General features: G+C 70.3%; 17 protein-coding genes and 1 pseudogene. 7 read left to right on the top strand and 11 right to left on the bottom strand.

Features of this window, described 5'->3' with window-relative positions:
- Nucleotides 1-114 precede the first annotated feature (114 nt).
- The 4 genes from ACF1A5_RS28040 to ACF1A5_RS28025 all read right to left on the bottom strand — a co-directional run bounded on the left by ACF1A5_RS28040 (nt 115) and on the right by ACF1A5_RS28025 (nt 4946).
- Nucleotides 115-2433 (bottom strand): xanthine dehydrogenase family protein molybdopterin-binding subunit, encoded by a 2319-nt coding sequence (locus ACF1A5_RS28040; protein WP_392195645.1) that lies wholly within the window; start codon nt 2431-2433, stop codon nt 115-117.
- A 34-nt stretch (nt 2434-2467) separates the two neighbouring features.
- Nucleotides 2468-3463 carry an FAD binding domain-containing protein gene (locus ACF1A5_RS28035; RefSeq protein WP_392195644.1) on the bottom strand — a complete coding sequence of 332 codons (996 nt, stop codon included), beginning with the start codon at nt 3461-3463 and terminating at the stop codon, nt 2468-2470.
- A complete protein-coding gene (locus ACF1A5_RS28030; RefSeq protein ID WP_359553583.1) occupies nt 3460-3999 on the bottom strand; it encodes a 2Fe-2S iron-sulfur cluster-binding protein in 540 nt (179 codons plus the stop codon). Before ACF1A5_RS28030 ends, ACF1A5_RS28035 begins: the two co-directional genes overlap by 4 nt.
- Before the next feature lie 356 nt (nt 4000-4355).
- Nucleotides 4356-4946, bottom strand: a complete 591-nt coding sequence (locus ACF1A5_RS28025; protein WP_392195643.1) for a TetR/AcrR family transcriptional regulator — start codon at nt 4944-4946, stop codon at nt 4356-4358.
- Between the two features lie 51 nt (nt 4947-4997).
- On the opposite strand from ACF1A5_RS28025, the gene ACF1A5_RS28020 reads away from it, so the two are divergent.
- The 3 genes from ACF1A5_RS28020 to ACF1A5_RS28010 all read left to right on the top strand — a co-directional run bounded on the left by ACF1A5_RS28020 (nt 4998) and on the right by ACF1A5_RS28010 (nt 6377).
- The gene (locus ACF1A5_RS28020) at nt 4998-5549 is read left to right on the top strand and encodes a GNAT family N-acetyltransferase (RefSeq protein ID WP_392195642.1); all 552 of its coding nucleotides are present in this window, start codon (nt 4998-5000) and stop codon (nt 5547-5549) included.
- Between the two features lie 112 nt (nt 5550-5661).
- Complete coding sequence (locus ACF1A5_RS28015; protein WP_392195651.1) at nt 5662-6090, top strand: YbaK/EbsC family protein; 429 nt, start codon at nt 5662-5664, stop codon at nt 6088-6090.
- A 122-nt stretch (nt 6091-6212) separates the two neighbouring features.
- The gene (locus tag ACF1A5_RS28010; RefSeq protein WP_392195641.1) at nt 6213-6377 is read left to right on the top strand and encodes a hypothetical protein; all 165 of its coding nucleotides are present in this window, start codon (nt 6213-6215) and stop codon (nt 6375-6377) included.
- Here ACF1A5_RS28010 and ACF1A5_RS28005 read toward each other — a convergent pair.
- Nucleotides 6369-7177 (bottom strand): IS5 family transposase gene (locus ACF1A5_RS28005; protein ID WP_392195640.1). Its coding sequence is split into 2 segments (ribosomal slippage): nt 6369-6838 and nt 6838-7177, totalling 810 coding nucleotides; the frame shifts between segments, so codons are not numbered across the junction. The two genes, ACF1A5_RS28010 and ACF1A5_RS28005, sit on opposite strands and share 9 nt — an antisense overlap.
- A gap of 96 nt (nt 7178-7273) precedes the next feature.
- Nucleotides 7274-8431: an FAD-dependent monooxygenase gene (locus tag ACF1A5_RS28000; RefSeq protein ID WP_392195639.1), complete on the bottom strand. Its 1158-nt coding sequence runs from the start codon at nt 8429-8431 to the stop codon at nt 7274-7276.
- Nucleotides 8432-8503: 72 nt separating this feature from the next.
- On the opposite strand from ACF1A5_RS28000, the gene ACF1A5_RS27995 reads away from it, so the two are divergent.
- The 3 genes from ACF1A5_RS27995 to ACF1A5_RS27985 all read left to right on the top strand — a co-directional run bounded on the left by ACF1A5_RS27995 (nt 8504) and on the right by ACF1A5_RS27985 (nt 10456).
- On the top strand, nt 8504-9061 hold the full coding sequence (locus ACF1A5_RS27995; protein ID WP_392195638.1) for a TetR/AcrR family transcriptional regulator: 558 nt from the start codon (nt 8504-8506) through the stop codon (nt 9059-9061).
- A gap of 169 nt (nt 9062-9230) precedes the next feature.
- Nucleotides 9231-9524, top strand: a complete 294-nt coding sequence (locus tag ACF1A5_RS27990; protein ID WP_392195637.1) for a hypothetical protein — start codon at nt 9231-9233, stop codon at nt 9522-9524.
- Complete coding sequence (locus tag ACF1A5_RS27985) at nt 9524-10456, top strand: hypothetical protein (RefSeq protein ID WP_392195636.1); 933 nt, start codon at nt 9524-9526, stop codon at nt 10454-10456. The genes ACF1A5_RS27990 and ACF1A5_RS27985 overlap by 1 nt, the downstream gene beginning before the upstream one ends.
- A gap of 17 nt (nt 10457-10473) precedes the next feature.
- Here the strand turns inward: ACF1A5_RS27985 and ACF1A5_RS27980 are convergent, their stop codons facing one another.
- Both ACF1A5_RS27980 and ACF1A5_RS27975 read right to left on the bottom strand, forming a co-directional pair.
- Nucleotides 10474-11052 (bottom strand): suppressor of fused domain protein, encoded by a 579-nt coding sequence (locus ACF1A5_RS27980; protein ID WP_392195635.1) that lies wholly within the window; start codon nt 11050-11052, stop codon nt 10474-10476.
- 213 nt (nt 11053-11265) lie between these two features.
- The gene (locus ACF1A5_RS27975) at nt 11266-11658 is read right to left on the bottom strand and encodes a hypothetical protein (RefSeq protein ID WP_392195653.1); all 393 of its coding nucleotides are present in this window, start codon (nt 11656-11658) and stop codon (nt 11266-11268) included.
- On the opposite strand from ACF1A5_RS27975, the pseudogene ACF1A5_RS27970 reads away from it, so the two are divergent.
- A pseudogene (locus tag ACF1A5_RS27970) lies at nt 11599-12094 on the top strand (IS3 family transposase); the annotation flags it as partial. The gene ACF1A5_RS27975 and the pseudogene ACF1A5_RS27970 overlap by 60 nt on opposite strands.
- 47 nt (nt 12095-12141) lie before the next feature.
- Here the strand turns inward: ACF1A5_RS27970 and ACF1A5_RS27965 are convergent.
- The 3 genes from ACF1A5_RS27965 to ACF1A5_RS27955 form a co-directional block, all read right to left on the bottom strand.
- Nucleotides 12142-12588: a hypothetical protein gene (locus tag ACF1A5_RS27965; RefSeq protein WP_392195634.1), complete on the bottom strand. Its 447-nt coding sequence runs from the start codon at nt 12586-12588 to the stop codon at nt 12142-12144.
- Between the two features lie 676 nt (nt 12589-13264).
- Entirely contained in the window at nt 13265-13792 is a 528-nt protein-coding gene (locus ACF1A5_RS27960) for an ATP/GTP-binding protein (RefSeq protein ID WP_055495080.1), read from the bottom strand.
- A gap of 49 nt (nt 13793-13841) precedes the next feature.
- Nucleotides 13842-14279 (bottom strand): DUF742 domain-containing protein, encoded by a 438-nt coding sequence (locus tag ACF1A5_RS27955; protein WP_055495025.1) that lies wholly within the window; start codon nt 14277-14279, stop codon nt 13842-13844.
- Nucleotides 14280-14317: the final 38 nt, after the last annotated feature.

Here is a 14317-nt window from a genome sequence, read left to right as displayed (position 1 = left end):
GCGCAAGAGACCCGGCACGCACCGCTCTCACCACGCTCAGTAAGCGCGACAGGTCCGCCGCTCGCATGAACCAATAATCACCAACAGCCGCTGTTGTGTCCCTCGTCGCGGTCGTCACCGTTCGGCCAGCAGGCCGGTGAGGACGCGGTCCGGGGTGAGGGGGAGTTCGCGGAACCGGATGCCGGTGGCGTGGTGGACGGCGTTGCCGAGGGCGGCGGCGGTCCCGACGATGCCGATCTCGCCGATGCCCTTGCTGCCCATGGGGTTGAGGTGCGGGTCGTCCTCCTCGATCCAGTCGGCCTCGATGCCGGGGACGTCGGCGTGGGCGGGCACGTGGTAGGAGGCGAGGTCGGCCTCGGTGAAGTCGCCGAACGGGGCGTCCATGGTGCTGCCTTCGGTCAGGGCCATGCCCAGGCCCATGATCATGCCGCCGACGAACTGGGAGCGCGCGGTGCGGGCGTTGAGGATCCGCCCGGCGGCGAAGACGCCGAGCATCCTGCGGGCCCGTACCTCGCCGGTGACGGTGTCGACGGCGACCTCGGCGAAGTGGGCGCCGAAGGCGTGCCGGGCGTACGGGGAGTCGGCGTCCGCCCGGCCGGCGGTGTCGGAACGGACCAGGAGACCCTCGGCGGGCGGCGGACCCGGGTGCTCGGCGAGCCGGGCCGCCAGGGCGGCGCACGCCTCGTGCACGGCCCAGCCCCATGAGGCGGTGCCGGAGGAGTCGCCGGCCAGCGACGCCGGGGGCAGGTCGCTGCGGCCCACCTCGGTGCGCACCCGGTCCAGGGGCGCGCCGAGGGCGTCGGCGGCGACCTGGGCGAGGACGGTGCGCGCGCCGGTGCCGATGTCGGCCGCGTTCACCCTGATGAGGAAGGTGCCGTCGGGCAGGGCCTGGGCGGTGGCGGTCGACGGCCGGATCAGGACCGGGTAGGTCGCCGCGGCCACTCCGGTGCCGATGAGCAGTGGGCCCTCGGTCCGGGAGCGCGGGCGCGGGTCGCGCCGGTCCCAGCCGAAGCGGCGGGCGCCCTCGCGCAGGCACTCGGCGAGGTGCCGGCTGCTGAACGGCTTGCCGCTGCCGGGTTCCCTCTCCGGCTCGTTGCGGATCCGCAGCTCGACGGGGTCCACGCCGAGGGCCCCGGCGAGTTCGTCGACCGCCGACTCCAGGGCGTACATGCCGGGGGCCTCGCCGGGGGCGCGCATCCAGGACGGGCCGGGAACGTCCAGCGGCACCACCCGGTGGGAGCTGAGCAGGTGCTGGGCGGTGTACATGACGCGGGACGGCACCGCGGCCTGCTCCACGTACTCCCTGACGTGCGAGGTGTGCGTGGTGACCTCGTGCAGCACCGCGGTGAGGTGTCCGTCGGCGGTGGCGCCGAGGCGCAGCCGGTGCAGGGTGGGGGCCCGGTGGCCGACGACGGTGGGCATGTACCGGCGGGGGTAGGCCACCGTGACCGGCCGGCCGGTGTGCCGTGCGGCCATGGCGGCGAGGACGACGTCGGGGCGCGGGGTGCCCTTGGAGCCGAAGCCGCCGCCGACGTGCTCGGCCACCACGGTGACGTGCTCCTCGGGCAGGTCGAAGAGACCGGCGAGCACGGACTGGACGGTCGTGCTGCCCTGGCTGGAGGTGTACACGGTCAGCCGGTCGCCGTCCCAGTGCGCGGTGCTCGCGTGCGGTTCCATGGGGTGGTTGTGCAGGGGCGGCACCCGGTACTCGGTGTCCAGGCGGACGTCGGCGGCGGCGAAGGCGCCGTATGGGTCGCCGTGTTCGAGGCGGCCCGGCTGAGCGCCCCCTTCGGGCTCGTAGGCGTCCGGGTGGTCGGGGCGGAGTACGACGTCGTGGTGCTCGGTGACGTAGCCGACGCGGACGGCCCGGGCGGCGGCGCGGGCCGCCTCCAGGGTCTCGGCGACAGCCAGGGCGACGCACCAGCCCCGGTGCGGCACGTGGCGGTTCTGCAGGACGGCGAGGGTGGCGTCGTCCGTCTCGCCGAGGCGCGGGGCGTCGCCGGGGGTCAGCACGGCGAGGACGCCGGGCAGCGCGAGCGCGGCCGAGGTGTCCACGCCGGTGACCCGGCCCCGGGCCACGGCCGCCGGCACGGGCCAGGCGTGGACGCGGCCGGGCACCGGGTACTCGGCGGCGTAACGGGCGTTACCGGTGACCTTCTCCCGCCCTTCCCGCCGCCCGGCGGGCGCCCCGAGGGCGGTGCCGGTGCGCGGGGTGGGGTGGGGGTCCTGCTCCAGGGCGCCGGTACGGGGCTGCCGGCCCTCGCCGGACTCACCCGAGGCGGCGGAGGCGGCGCGGGTGACGAGGTCGTCGTGCGGCAGAGCGGCGCCGGCCCGCGGATCGTCCCGGGCCGGTCCGGTGGCGGCCATCGGATCGTCGTGCGGCAGATCGGTCCCGGGCAGCGGGCCGCCGTGCTCCGGGGGGTCGTTCGCCATCGGTTCTCCTGGGGTCGGCCGGGTCCGGAAGAGGTCAGGCCGTCGCGGGTGCGGGGGCGAGGCGGTTCAGGACGTCCAGGGCGAGGTTGCGGGCGAGGGGCACCTTGTAGGCGTTGTCGCGCAACGGCTCGGCGCGGTCCAGTTCCAGGGCCACGGCGCCCTCGAAGGCCTCGGGGGCCGCCGCCGCGCCCAGCAGCGCCGTCTCCGCGTGGTGGGCTCGCCAGGGCCGGTGGGCGAGGCCGCCGAAGGCGAGCCCCACCTGGTCCACGACGCCGTCCGCGACCCGCAGGACGACGGCCACGGAGGCCAGGGCGAAGGCGTACGAGGCACGGTCGCGGGCCTTGCGGTAGGCGGAGGGCACACCGGCCCGGGCGGCCGGCAGCAGGACGCCGGTGATCAGCTCACCGGGGCGGATCTCGGTGTCCCGCTCCGGACGGACCCCGGGCAGCCGGTGGAAGTCGGCCACCGGGATGCTGCGCCCGCCCTCGGCGCCGTACAGCTCGACCCGGGCGTCGAGGGCCGCCAGGGCGACGGCCATGTCGGAGGGGTGGGTGGCGATGCAGTGCGGGGAGTGGCCCAGCACGGCGTGGTCGCGGTGCACGCCGTCGCGGGCACCACAGCCGCTGCCCGGCTGCCGCTTGTTGCAGGGTTTGTCGAGGTCCTGGAAGTAGGGGCAGCGGGTGCGCTGGAGCAGGTTGCCGCCGGTCGTGGCGGCGTTGCGGAGCTGTCCGGAGGCGCCCGCGAGGAGCGCCTGGGACAGCACCGGGTAGCGGTCGCGGACCAGCGGGTGGGCGGCGAGATCGCTGTTGCGGACGGTGGCGCCTACGCGCAGCGCGCCGTCCGGCAGTTCCTCGACCGAGTCCAGCGGCAGCCGGCCGACGTCGATGAGGACGCCAGGGGTCTCCACGCCGAGTTTCATGAGGTCGACGAGGTTGGTGCCGCCGGCGAGGTAGTGGGCGCCAGGGTGGGCCGCGTAGGCCTCGACGGCCTCCTCGACGCCGGTGGGCCTGAGGTATCCGAAGCCTTTCACCCGATCACGTCCTCCACCGCCTCGACGATGCGCGGATAGGCGCCGCACCGGCACAGGTTGCCGCTGAGCCGCTCGCGGATCTCGGTCCCGTCCAGCGGCACGGGCCGGCCGGAGGGCTCCGCCGGGTCGGTGACGTGGGACGGGTGACCGGCAGCGGCCTCGGCGATCATGCCCACGGCGGAGCAGATCTGCCCGGGTGTGCAGTAGCCGCACTGGAAGGCGTCGCGTTCCAGGAAGGCCCGCTGGAGGGGGTGCGGTTCCTCGCCGTCGCCGCCGAGGCCCTCGATGGTGGTGACCTCGCTGCCGTCGAGGGTGACGGCGAGCAGCAGACAGCCGTTGACGCGGCGCCCGTCCACCAGGACGGTGCAGGCGCCGCACTGGCCGTGGTCGCAGCCCTTCTTGGACCCGGTGAGGCCCAGGTCCTCGCGGAGCAGGTCCAGCAGGACCCGCCGGTGGTCGACGAGCAGGGTATGGGGTTTGCCGTTGACCCGGAGGGTGATCTCCGAGTGCGGGTCGAGCGGTTTTTCGCTGGTCATGGCAGGGGGTCTTCCGGACGGGTCGTGGTGTCCGTGCACACCGCGTATCCAGGCTGCGACGCCTCACACGTCCCGGCCACTCCGTGCGCCCTGCCCCTGCCGAAGCGTGGCGTGTGCCGTTGCGTGGCGGAAAGGCGGCCAGTACGAGGCTGACCAAGGCTGCCACGAGGACGATTACGCACACGGTATGGACGCCCCCTGTGATGGGCGCCTCCACCGATCCCGTTGGGACGGAATCTCGCCGGAACTGTGCCGACGACGTGCCGTTGGTCGCGCCGGGCTAGGACACGGTGACGGCGCCGGTGATCAGTGGGCGTCGAGGAGACCGCCGGCCCGCGCCGAGTGATCGTCGTTGATCAGCGCGAGGCGGTCAGGGCGGCCAGGTAGCCGTCCAGGAGCTCGACCTGCCGCTGGGGCGGGAACGCTCCCGGGTCGAACAACGCCTGGACCACCAGGCCGAGGATGAAGGCCTGGGCCCCGGCCGCGATCTGGGCGGGGTCGCCGGGGGGCAGTTCGCCGAGCTCCTGGGCCGCGGCCACCCGCTCGCTCAGCCGGTCCCGGCTTTGCGCGTACTTGCGGGCGTAGTCGGTGCTCAGGGTGGGGTCGGAGAGTGCGGTGTCCCAGGAGGAGACCCAGATGCGGTTGCTGTCGGTGGCCTCGGGGGTCAGCGGCAGGATGTCCAGCAGCGCGTCCCTGAGGGCGGCCAGACCTTCGCCCGTGTGGCGGCGGGGGCGGGAGACGGTGCGCTGTTCGAGCAGGCCGAGGGCGTACTCCACCAGCGCGTGTTTGGTCGGGAAGTAGTGCGTGAGCAGGCCGGTGGTCGCGCCGAGTTCGGCGGCGACGGCGCGCAGGGTCAGGCCGGCGAAGCCGCGGTTGGCCATGACCTGCCAGACCGCTGCGGAGACGTCGCGTCGGCGGGCCTCGTGATCCCCCTTGGTGCGTGGCATGCTGCCACGGTACATTGTCGTAACGCTTGTTATGTGAATGGGGAGGGTTGCATGTTCTCGCTGTCGCTGAGCGACGGTGCTCACCTCGGTCCGCTGGAGGTCTGGCATGCCGAGGAATTCGCCGATCATCTGGACCGGGCCCGCGAGCACATTCGGCCCTGGGTCGGCTCCGCGTTCGTCACCGACGACGTGAGCGGGGCGCGGGCCACACTGACGCGGTATGCCGAACGCCAGGCCGGCGACGGTGCCCGCCTGTACGGCATCTGGCGGGACCAACTGCTGGTCGGCGGCGTGATGTTCACCGCGTTCGATGCCACTGCCGGCGCGTGTGAGATCGGCTGCTGGCTTGAGCCGTCCGCCGAGGGCCACGGTCTGGTCACGCAGGCGTGCGGCGCGTTGCTGGACTGGGCGTTCACGTCTCGGGGGCTGCACCGGGCCGAATGGCACTGCCGGGCCGACAACGACCGCAGCTCGGCGGTGGCCAAGCGGCTCGGCATGACGCTGGAGGGGGTGCGCCGCGAGGCATGGCCGTACCAGGGCGTGCGCTACGACAAGCAGCTCTGGGCGGTCCTTGCCCCCGAATGGCGAGCCCTGGACCGGTGACCGGCGACGGCCTCGCCCGGCAGGCACGCCGTCGCTTCAACAACCTTGCGAAACGGGAGTCATTGTGCACGAGAGGGTACGACGAGTGCGTGCTGTCCTGCGGGAGCACGGCATGACCGGCGACGTGGTCGAGCTCCCGGCTGCGGCACCCACTGCCGCGGCAACAGCCGTCCAGCTCGGCTGCGCGGTGGGAGCGATCGCCAACAGCCTGGTCTTCTCCGTCGACGAGGAGCCCCTGCTGGTCCTGACCAGCGGAGCCCACCGGGTGGACACCCGCCTGGTGGCCCGTCTCCTGGGGGTGGGCCGCGGCAGGATCCGCCGCGCCGATCCCGCGTTCGTCCTGGCGGTGACCGGCCAGGAGGTCGGGGGCGTGGCGCCCGTGGGCCATCCCCGGCCGGTGCGCACGCTGGTCGATGCCGCGCTGGAGGAGTATCCGCACCTCTGGGCGGGCGCCGGCATGCCGCACACCGTCTTCCGTACCACGTTCACGGAGCTGGTGAAGCTGACCGGCGGCGAGGCCGCCGTGGTCGCCGACGACTGAACCCGGCAGGCGGACCCTGCGCGCCGGCCTTTGCCCAGCCTTCCGCGGCAACACCGACCAGTACCCGATCCCGTCGCCGTCGTCCCCGGCGGTCGGCGGCCCTGCCGGAACGGAGGATGCATGTGAACGGCGGCCTGTACGTACTGACGGTGGTTTGGGGTTCCACCTGGCTGGCGATCAAGGGACAGCTCGGAGAAGTCCACCCGACGGCTTCGATCGCCTACCGGTTCGCGCTGGCCGCCGCGGTGATGCTGGCATGGGCCGCCTTACTGATCGTTTCAGAATGAGGTCCGCAGGCGGCGGAGGCATATGAGGCTGCGGGCCAGTTCGAGCAGGCCCTGGTGGAGGTCGGCGCGTCGTTCGTAGCGGATGCGTAGTCGTTTGAACTGGTGCAGCCAGGCGAAGGCGCGTTCGACAACCCAGCGCACTTTGCCCAGGCCGGAACCGTAGGCTACGCCGCGTCGGGCGATCATTGGTTTGATGCCGCGCTTCCCCAGCAGGCGGCGGTACTTGTCGAAGTCGTAGCCCCGGTCGGCGTACAGACGCCGGGGTTTGCGGCGGGGGCGTCCCCGGAGTCCCCGAATCGATGGGATGGCATCCATCAGCGGCAGGAGCTGGGTGACGTCGTGACGGTTGCCGCCCGTGAGCGTAACGGCGAGCGGGGTTCCGTGGCGGTCGACGATCAGGTGGTGCTTAGAGCCGGGACGGGCGCGGTCAACGGGTGAGGGGCCGACAAGGTCCCCCCTTTTAGGGCCCGGACGTGCGATCCGTCCACGGAGCAGTCGTCCAGTTCCACCAGGCCCCCGCGGCGAAGCTCGGTCAGCAACGCGGCGTGCAGGCGCGGCCAGACGCCGGCCTCGGTCCAGTCCCGCAGTCGGCGCCAGGCCGTCACACCGGAGCAACCCACGGACTCCGTCGGAACATCGCGCCAGGCGACACCGGTTCGCAGCACGTACATCACGCCAGCGAGTGCCACTCGATCGGGAACGCGCAGGCGCCCGGGGTGGCAACGGCGCCGTTCGGGAGTGGGTGGCAGCAGCGGGACCACGCGATCCCCCAGATCGTCCGGAACAAGATCAGCACGCACCCGGACAGCCCGCCCACCGGGACCGTCAACGGCAAGACCTGCAGCTCTACTTGGCCCAGAAAGTGTCTGGTCGTGAGGTGGCGGGCACGAACCAGATCAGTTCAGCGACGGCGGAACCCAGGTGTGATGACGCAGGATCATACGTGTGGCGACCCGGGATGGAGTCAGTCGCATCGCCGTATTCCGCAGGGGGACGGCCAGTGGGTGAGAAAGCTGTTGGCCCATTCTGCCGGCCTGCCGGGCAGCCCGTGCGACGGCCTGGCTGCGGGGCCGGCGCTCGGCGTCGTAGCGGGCGAGCGCGGCCTCGACGGTGGATTCGGTGGCGAGGGCGGCGGCGAGGGTGACCGCGTCCTCCAGTGCCTGGCAGGCACCCTGTCCGAGGTTGGGGGTCATCGCATGGGCCGCGTCGCCGAGCAGCGTGATCCGACCGACAGCGTATGAGGGGAGTGGCGTGCGCAGTTCGTTCACGTCGTGATGCAACACGGCCTCGGGCCGGGTCGCGTCGAGCAGGGCGGGGATCGGGTCGTGCCAGGTGTGGAACCGTCGGCGCAGTTCGGCCAATGGGTCGGCGAACCGCGTGCCAGCGGGGTGGCTGAGGACGGCGTGCCACTCGGCCCGCCTGTCCCGGAAGGCGATGTGCCCGAATCCCGCGCCGCGGCCCCAGGTCAGCTCGAAGTCGGTCCGCAGATCGACCGCGCGCTCGGTGATGGCACGCAGTACCGTCGAGCCGCTGTAGACCGGGCCGGGATGGTCTGGGAAAAGACGGCTGCGAATCTTGCTGCCGATGCCGTCGGCCGCGACCACCAGATCGGCGTTCAGGACGGTGGTGGCGCAGTCGACTTGAACCGTCCCAGGGCCGGTCTGCTCGACCCCGGCCGCCTCCGAGCCGGTCACCAGTGATTCGGCGGGCAGGGCGTCGCGGAGCAGTCGGTGCAGGGCGGAGCGGGGGATGCCCATGATCGGTGTGCCCACCGTCTTCTCCAGCGTCGAGCCGTCCATCCGGGCCAGCCAGCCGCCCCGGGGCGTCCGGGTGCCGCCGTTGTACTGGCCTCGCGATGCTTCCCGAACCGCGTCGCCGACCCCGAGTTCGTCCAGGGCCCGCAGGCCGTTGGCAGCCAGTGAGATGCCTGCCCCCGCGTCCTCAAGCATGGACGCGCGCTCGAGGACCGTCACGTCCCATCCGATGCGGTCCAGGCCGATCGCGGCGGCCAGCCCGCCGATGCCCCCTCCGACCACCACTGCCGTGTTCCCCATGCCGGAGCCCCCTTCTTCTACATCTGTAGAAGCGCACCTTATCGCCATTCTCTACGGGTGTAGAAAGGGGCCATGGCTTCGGATCGGCGCACTCTTCTGGCAGACGCGGCTCTCGACGTGCTCGTCGACGAAGGGATACGCGGCCTGACCCACCGCGCGGTCGATCGGAAATCCGCCATGCCGCCCGGCACCACCTCGGCCTACTTCCGCACCCGTGCCGCGCTGCTGACCGGACTCGTAACCCGCCTGGTCCACCTCGACCAGGCGGAACTTCAAACGATGGCCGAAGAGCTTCCACCCCTGCGCACCGTCGAGGAACTGGTGGACGGCATGGTGCTGCTCACCCGACAACGACTCACCGGCGAGGGCCGCCGCCGCTCGCTCGCCCGCCATGCCTGCGCCGTCGAGAGCGTGCGCGACCCTGAGCTGCGGGAGATCCTCGTGCCCCGCGAGAACGCCGGCCGCGAGGCCGTCCGGCTGTTCCTCACCACGCACGGCATCACGGACGTCGAGAACCGCACTCACACTCTGCTGACCTGCATCGACGGACTGGTCTTCGACCGACTGGTGAACGGCGGCGAAGTACCGCGCGAGGCTCTCGACGGCCTGGTCGCCGCCGCGCTGCGTTAGGACCCGGGCGTCCACGGTCCTACTCGAACCGGCCGACAGCCTCAGCTGCCTCCACCGCCTGCGGACTTCATTCTGAAGCAATCAGTTAGGCGGTCTGCCCCTGCGCTACCCGCCGCGCGTCCATGCACAGTTCGCCCTCACGGGCGCGCTGACGTTCTCCACCAACTTCGTGTGCTTCTACTTCGCCGAGCAGGACCTCGCCACAGGACTCGTCTCTCTCATTTTCGCCATGTCGCTCCCGGTGAACACCGTATTCGCGCGCCTGTTCTTCCGCCGCACCGTCGCTGGACGAGTCCCGGCCGGCGGTGCGGTGGGCCTGCTGGGCATCGGCATCGTGTTCTGGCCCGACCTCACCGGCCTCGACCTCGCTTCCGGAACAGGCCGGGGCGTAGTCCTCTCGGTCCTGGGAACCGTGGTGTTCTGCCTGGGCAATGTACCGTTACCCACCTGCGCGACCTGCTGATGGACAGCAGTGTCCTCCCACGCGTCGACCGTCAGCTCCTGCTCTACCAGCGCTGGCTGGCCGAACGGCTCGCCACCATCGAGGACCCCGAACACCACCGACTTGTCCGGCACCTCGTTTCCTGGCACCAGATGCGCCGACTACGGGCCACAGCGGAGAAGGGGCCGCTGGGACGCTCTCAGACGCACCAGACCAAGCAGGAGACCACCCAGGCCGGCGCCTTCCTTGCTTGGCTCGCCGGCCGAGGCCGCACCATCGAGCACTGTCGGCAGGCCGACCTCGACGCCTGGCACACCGAGAACCTCGCCACCCGGCGCCCAGCCCAGACGTTCCTCCGCTGGTGCATGAAGACGGACCGCATGCCCCGCCTCACCCTCCCGCCCCAGGTCATCACCCAGGACCAGGCGCCATTGCACCAGCACCGCCGACTCGCCATGCTCCGACGGGTCCTCAACGACGACTCCTTACCTCTGCGGAGCCGCATCGTTGCCGCACTCGTTCTTGCCTATGCCCAGCCCGTCAGCCGCATCGTTCGCCTCACCGTCGACGACATCACCGACGACGGAATCACTGTCACTGTCCGGCTGGGCGATCCGCCCTCCCCGCTCCCCGAGCCCGTTGCGGACCTGATGCGGGCATACATCCTGTCCCGCCAGCATCTGCCCTACGCCAGCAGCAGAAACTCCCGCTGGCTCTTCCCCGGCCGCCAACCCGGACAGCCGATGAACCCGGTCAGCCTCCAAGCCCATCTGCGTGAGATCGGCGTCCCGCCACAGCGCGGCAGAGCCTCCGCGATCCGCCAGCTCGTCCTGCAGGCCCCGGCCCCAGTCATCGCGAAGGCACTCGGCTATCACGACAAGACCGCCACCCGGCTGGTCACCGAATCCGGAGGAACCTGGAGCCGATACGCCCCTGGCGACCACAATCGGTGACCGCCGGAGGCCGGAACTCAGGCAACCGACGCCCTAAAAGGATCGGTTGGGATGATCTCTGCCTCGTCGAAGAGCTGCTCCAACGCCTCGTGCCCGTGACGCCTGCGGAACTCGATCTCGGCTGTCGTTACGGGCAGGGTCCACAGGATGCGGGCGTGGCCCCCGGGAACGAGACAGTGTTCAAGGTCTGGTCCGTGGAGATAGGGCAGGCTGATCAGAAGGTGATCGCAGGTTGACCCGGGCACCCACGGTTCCCCGATCGGCATGCTGTGCTCCAGGTCGAGCTGATGTCCTCCGCAGTGGTAGTAGGCGATCATCGCCATAAGCTCGATGAACCGCTGGTCGCGGACGTGGGCGGTCATGACGAACTCAAGGCCGTGACCGTCCTTCTCCATCGCGGCCCAGCACCCGACGGTCACATAGGCCCAGCCGTCGCTGCGGGGACCGGGACCCACAACGAGAACTCGCAGGTCGGGCGCTACCTCTCGCCGTTCCGGCCCGAGGTCGTAGTCGACGACCTCCACGGAGTGCCCTTCGAAGAACGCCCGGACATGTGACTCAACGGCCTCCGCGGCCAACACCCTCGCATCACTCACCGCGCGATCATCCCACTGCGATCGACCGCCCCTGCCGGCTCACTCAGCGCCATGGGGCTGCCGACCTCAGCTACGAATACGCGACACCTCAACATGCGAGCCCACCAGTCCCGAGGCCGTACTCCGCACGGCGGAAGAGGGGCCACTCCCACATCGCGGCACAGCCGATGGCCAATTCCGCCAGCCGTCCGTCGCGGGTGGTCACAGCCCGATTCAGTCAGGGGCGGCGTCCTCGAACATCTCGCCCTCGTCGATGTACTCCCAGAACACGGGCGAGTTGGTGGACCAGCCGCCCTGCTTGCGCAGCTTCTCCGCGCGTTTACCGTTCTTGCGGCCGGTGCTGACCAGGCCACGTCGGCCGGAGTGGCCGGTGATCCGGCGTCCGGTCAGTCCCGCGTACTTTGCTGCAACCTGCGGAGCCTGGTCGTCCAGGCGGCTACGGCCCGCGTCGAGCGTGACCGTCTGCGCGGACTTCAGCGCGTTCTGACTGATCTTCCTGGCGCGCCGTGTCTCGCCAGCGTGAGCCGCAACTTCACTGCGACCGGCCCGAACCGGCTGTGGCTCGCCGACATCACCGAACACGCCACCGGCCAAGGCAAGCTGCACCTCTGCGCGACGAAGGATGTCTTCAGCAACAGGATCTTGGGGCTACTCCATCGACGCGCGGATGAAGTCCCGCCTCGCCGTAGCCGCGCTGGACAACGCCGTGGCCCGGCGTGAACACGTCGACGGGTGCATCCTGCACAGCGACCGCGGCTCGCAGTTCCGCTCCCGGCAGTTCGTCCGGGCCCTCGACCACCACCGGATGGTCGGATCGATAGGGAGAGTCGGGGCAGCCGGCGACAACGCGGCCATGGAATCCTTCTTCAGCCTGCTGCAGAAGAACGTCCTCCACCGCCGGACCTGGGCCACCCGTGAAGAACTGCGGACCGCGATCGTGTCCTGGATCGAGAGGACCTACCACCGGCGCCCCAGACAAGCCGCACTCGGCCGGATGACACCCGTCGAATTCGAGGCCGTCATGACCACACCGGCCCTTTAGGCCGCGTGACCGAACCTGTCACCCAAACCTGCATCAGACCCGAGCTACTACCTGGCGTTCAGCGTGACGATGCCCTCGTGGTTGATTGTCGCGTTCCACGGCAGGAGGGAGGGGTCGACCTGGTCGACCGACCCATACCAGGAAACGGCGTAGGGCCAGCTATCGCGCCCGTCCTGTATGTACTGCTCTGCGGACATGATCTGCGGGTTGGCAACGGTGACCATGCAGCGATCAGGAAAGCTCGCGTTGAAGCCCACCGTGGCGTACCCGGTTGCGTCTGGCTTCTGCAACGTAGTTGCGACCTCGCCTGCCGACTCTTTAATGGGGCTGTGGAGGTTCCAGCTGACTGCACAAGCCTGCAGCGCCTGAGCGTAGTCGTCAGTGCTATCCGCCGAGTCTGTCGCGGTAGTGCCGGAGGTGTCGGTGCCATCCGTTTCTGTGGTCGCGGCGCGTACAGCGGCGGCCACGCCTGCCACAGCGAGGACGAGGGCCACAGATCCGATGATGACTCGGGCCTGTCTCGGCAGCCTGTTCCAGAGGCCCTGAGGTCCTCCTGGATGTTCTGGAGCTGACCCTTCGCTAGAAGGCCCGGGAGGTTCCGGAGGCATGGGAGGGTGGCCCGAAGGTATGGGAGGAGGTGTGAAGGACATGTGGTGGATCTTACGGGACTAGATATTCCTTCGTCCCTGGATCGCCCTACGGAAAGGGCGAATTGGACTCTCCTCCCCGGGCAACGTGAAGGCTTTCTCAACGTGGCGGGGCAACAGGGACCGCTTTCGTCAGCCGAGGACGTACATGAATAGCCACGTCCCAACGATCACGATGACGGAGTAAGCGATCCAGAAGAGCGGCAGCTGGTCAGCGTTCTTGGACTGGACATTAGGAATCGTGGCACTTGTTGACGACCACTTCCGGCTCGTCGTCATCGAACACCTCGTTCAGCAGCGCGCCGCCGACCAGGCCCGCCGCACGGGCGCCGACGAGCGCGCCCGCACCGAAGCGGCGCCCGCCCTGCTGCTGATGGTGGTCGTGGTGGTCTCCGTACGGCGGCTACGGCGCCGTACGACGCGGTCGCCGCTGGGTGCGGCGGGCGCAGCGGGCAGGCCAGCACGTGCCGCGGTGGAGACGGCCGTCACCGTCGCCGACCACCTGCGGACGGGCGTGTACCGCCTACGCCTCCGCCCGCTTCAGCGCATGGTCGAGTACCACCAGCAGTGCGTCGAGCACCGAGCCCCGTTCTCGGGCGTCGAAGACGAACAGCGGGACGTGGTCGCTGACGTCCAGCGCCCAGCGCACCTCGTCAAGCTCGTGCGCGACCTCGCCGTCAAAGGCGTTGACGGCCACCGCGAACGGGATGTCCCGGTGCTCGAAGTAGTCGACCGCGGCGAAGCAGTCGTCGAGGCGGCGGGTGTCGACGATCACCAATCCGCCCAGGGCGCCCTCCACCAGGTAGTCCCACATGAAGCCGAAACGCTCCTGGCCGGGCGTCCCGAACAGGTACAGCTTCAGGGTCGGATCGAGGGTGATGCAGCCGAAGTCCATGGCGACCGTGGTGGTGGTCTTGTGAGGGGTGTGGCTGAGATCGTCCACGCCCGCCGCGACCTCGGTGATCGACGCCTCGGTGGTGAGCGGTTCGATCTCCGAGACTGACGCCACCGTCGTGGTCTTGCCGACGCCGAACCCGCCCGCGATCACCATCTTCACGGGAAGGGGCGGCCGTTCGGTCTCGTGTGGGACGCACGGTGCGTCAATCCCGTTGGCTGTCACGGTGTATCCCTTCGGATTCGGCGACGCCACGGAGACCATCGATCACCCTTCGCAGAACGGAGACGTCGCGGGAGGCATCGGCACTGGGCACGTATACGGCGAGGAGCGCATGGGCGCGCAGGTCGGCCGCGAGCACACGGACGACGTTCAGATGCAGGTGCAGCTTCGCAGCGACCTCGGCCAGCGACTGCGGCCGCCGGCACACGGCGACGATGTCGCGGTGTTCGAAGGCCAGGGTTTCGAGGGTGGCCAAGCCCAACGAGGTGGTCACGACCTGGGTCTCGATGGGGAGCGGCGCTACCGCGTCGCTGCCCGCAACCCTTCCCGCGGTCAGCAGGAACGGCCGGATCGCCGAAGGGCGGCCGGCGGATCCCGAACCGCCGGAGCCCGGGTGGTGCTGACCACCCTCGGACGCCATTCTGGGTCTTTCCTTCCTGCTGCATGTGGTGGCGGACG

Origin of the sequence: Streptomyces sp. NPDC014864, from assembly GCF_043081525.1 — a bacterium.
Classification (GTDB): domain Bacteria; phylum Actinomycetota; class Actinomycetes; order Streptomycetales; family Streptomycetaceae; genus Streptomyces.
This window is presented reverse-complemented; position numbering and strand designations above follow the sequence as displayed.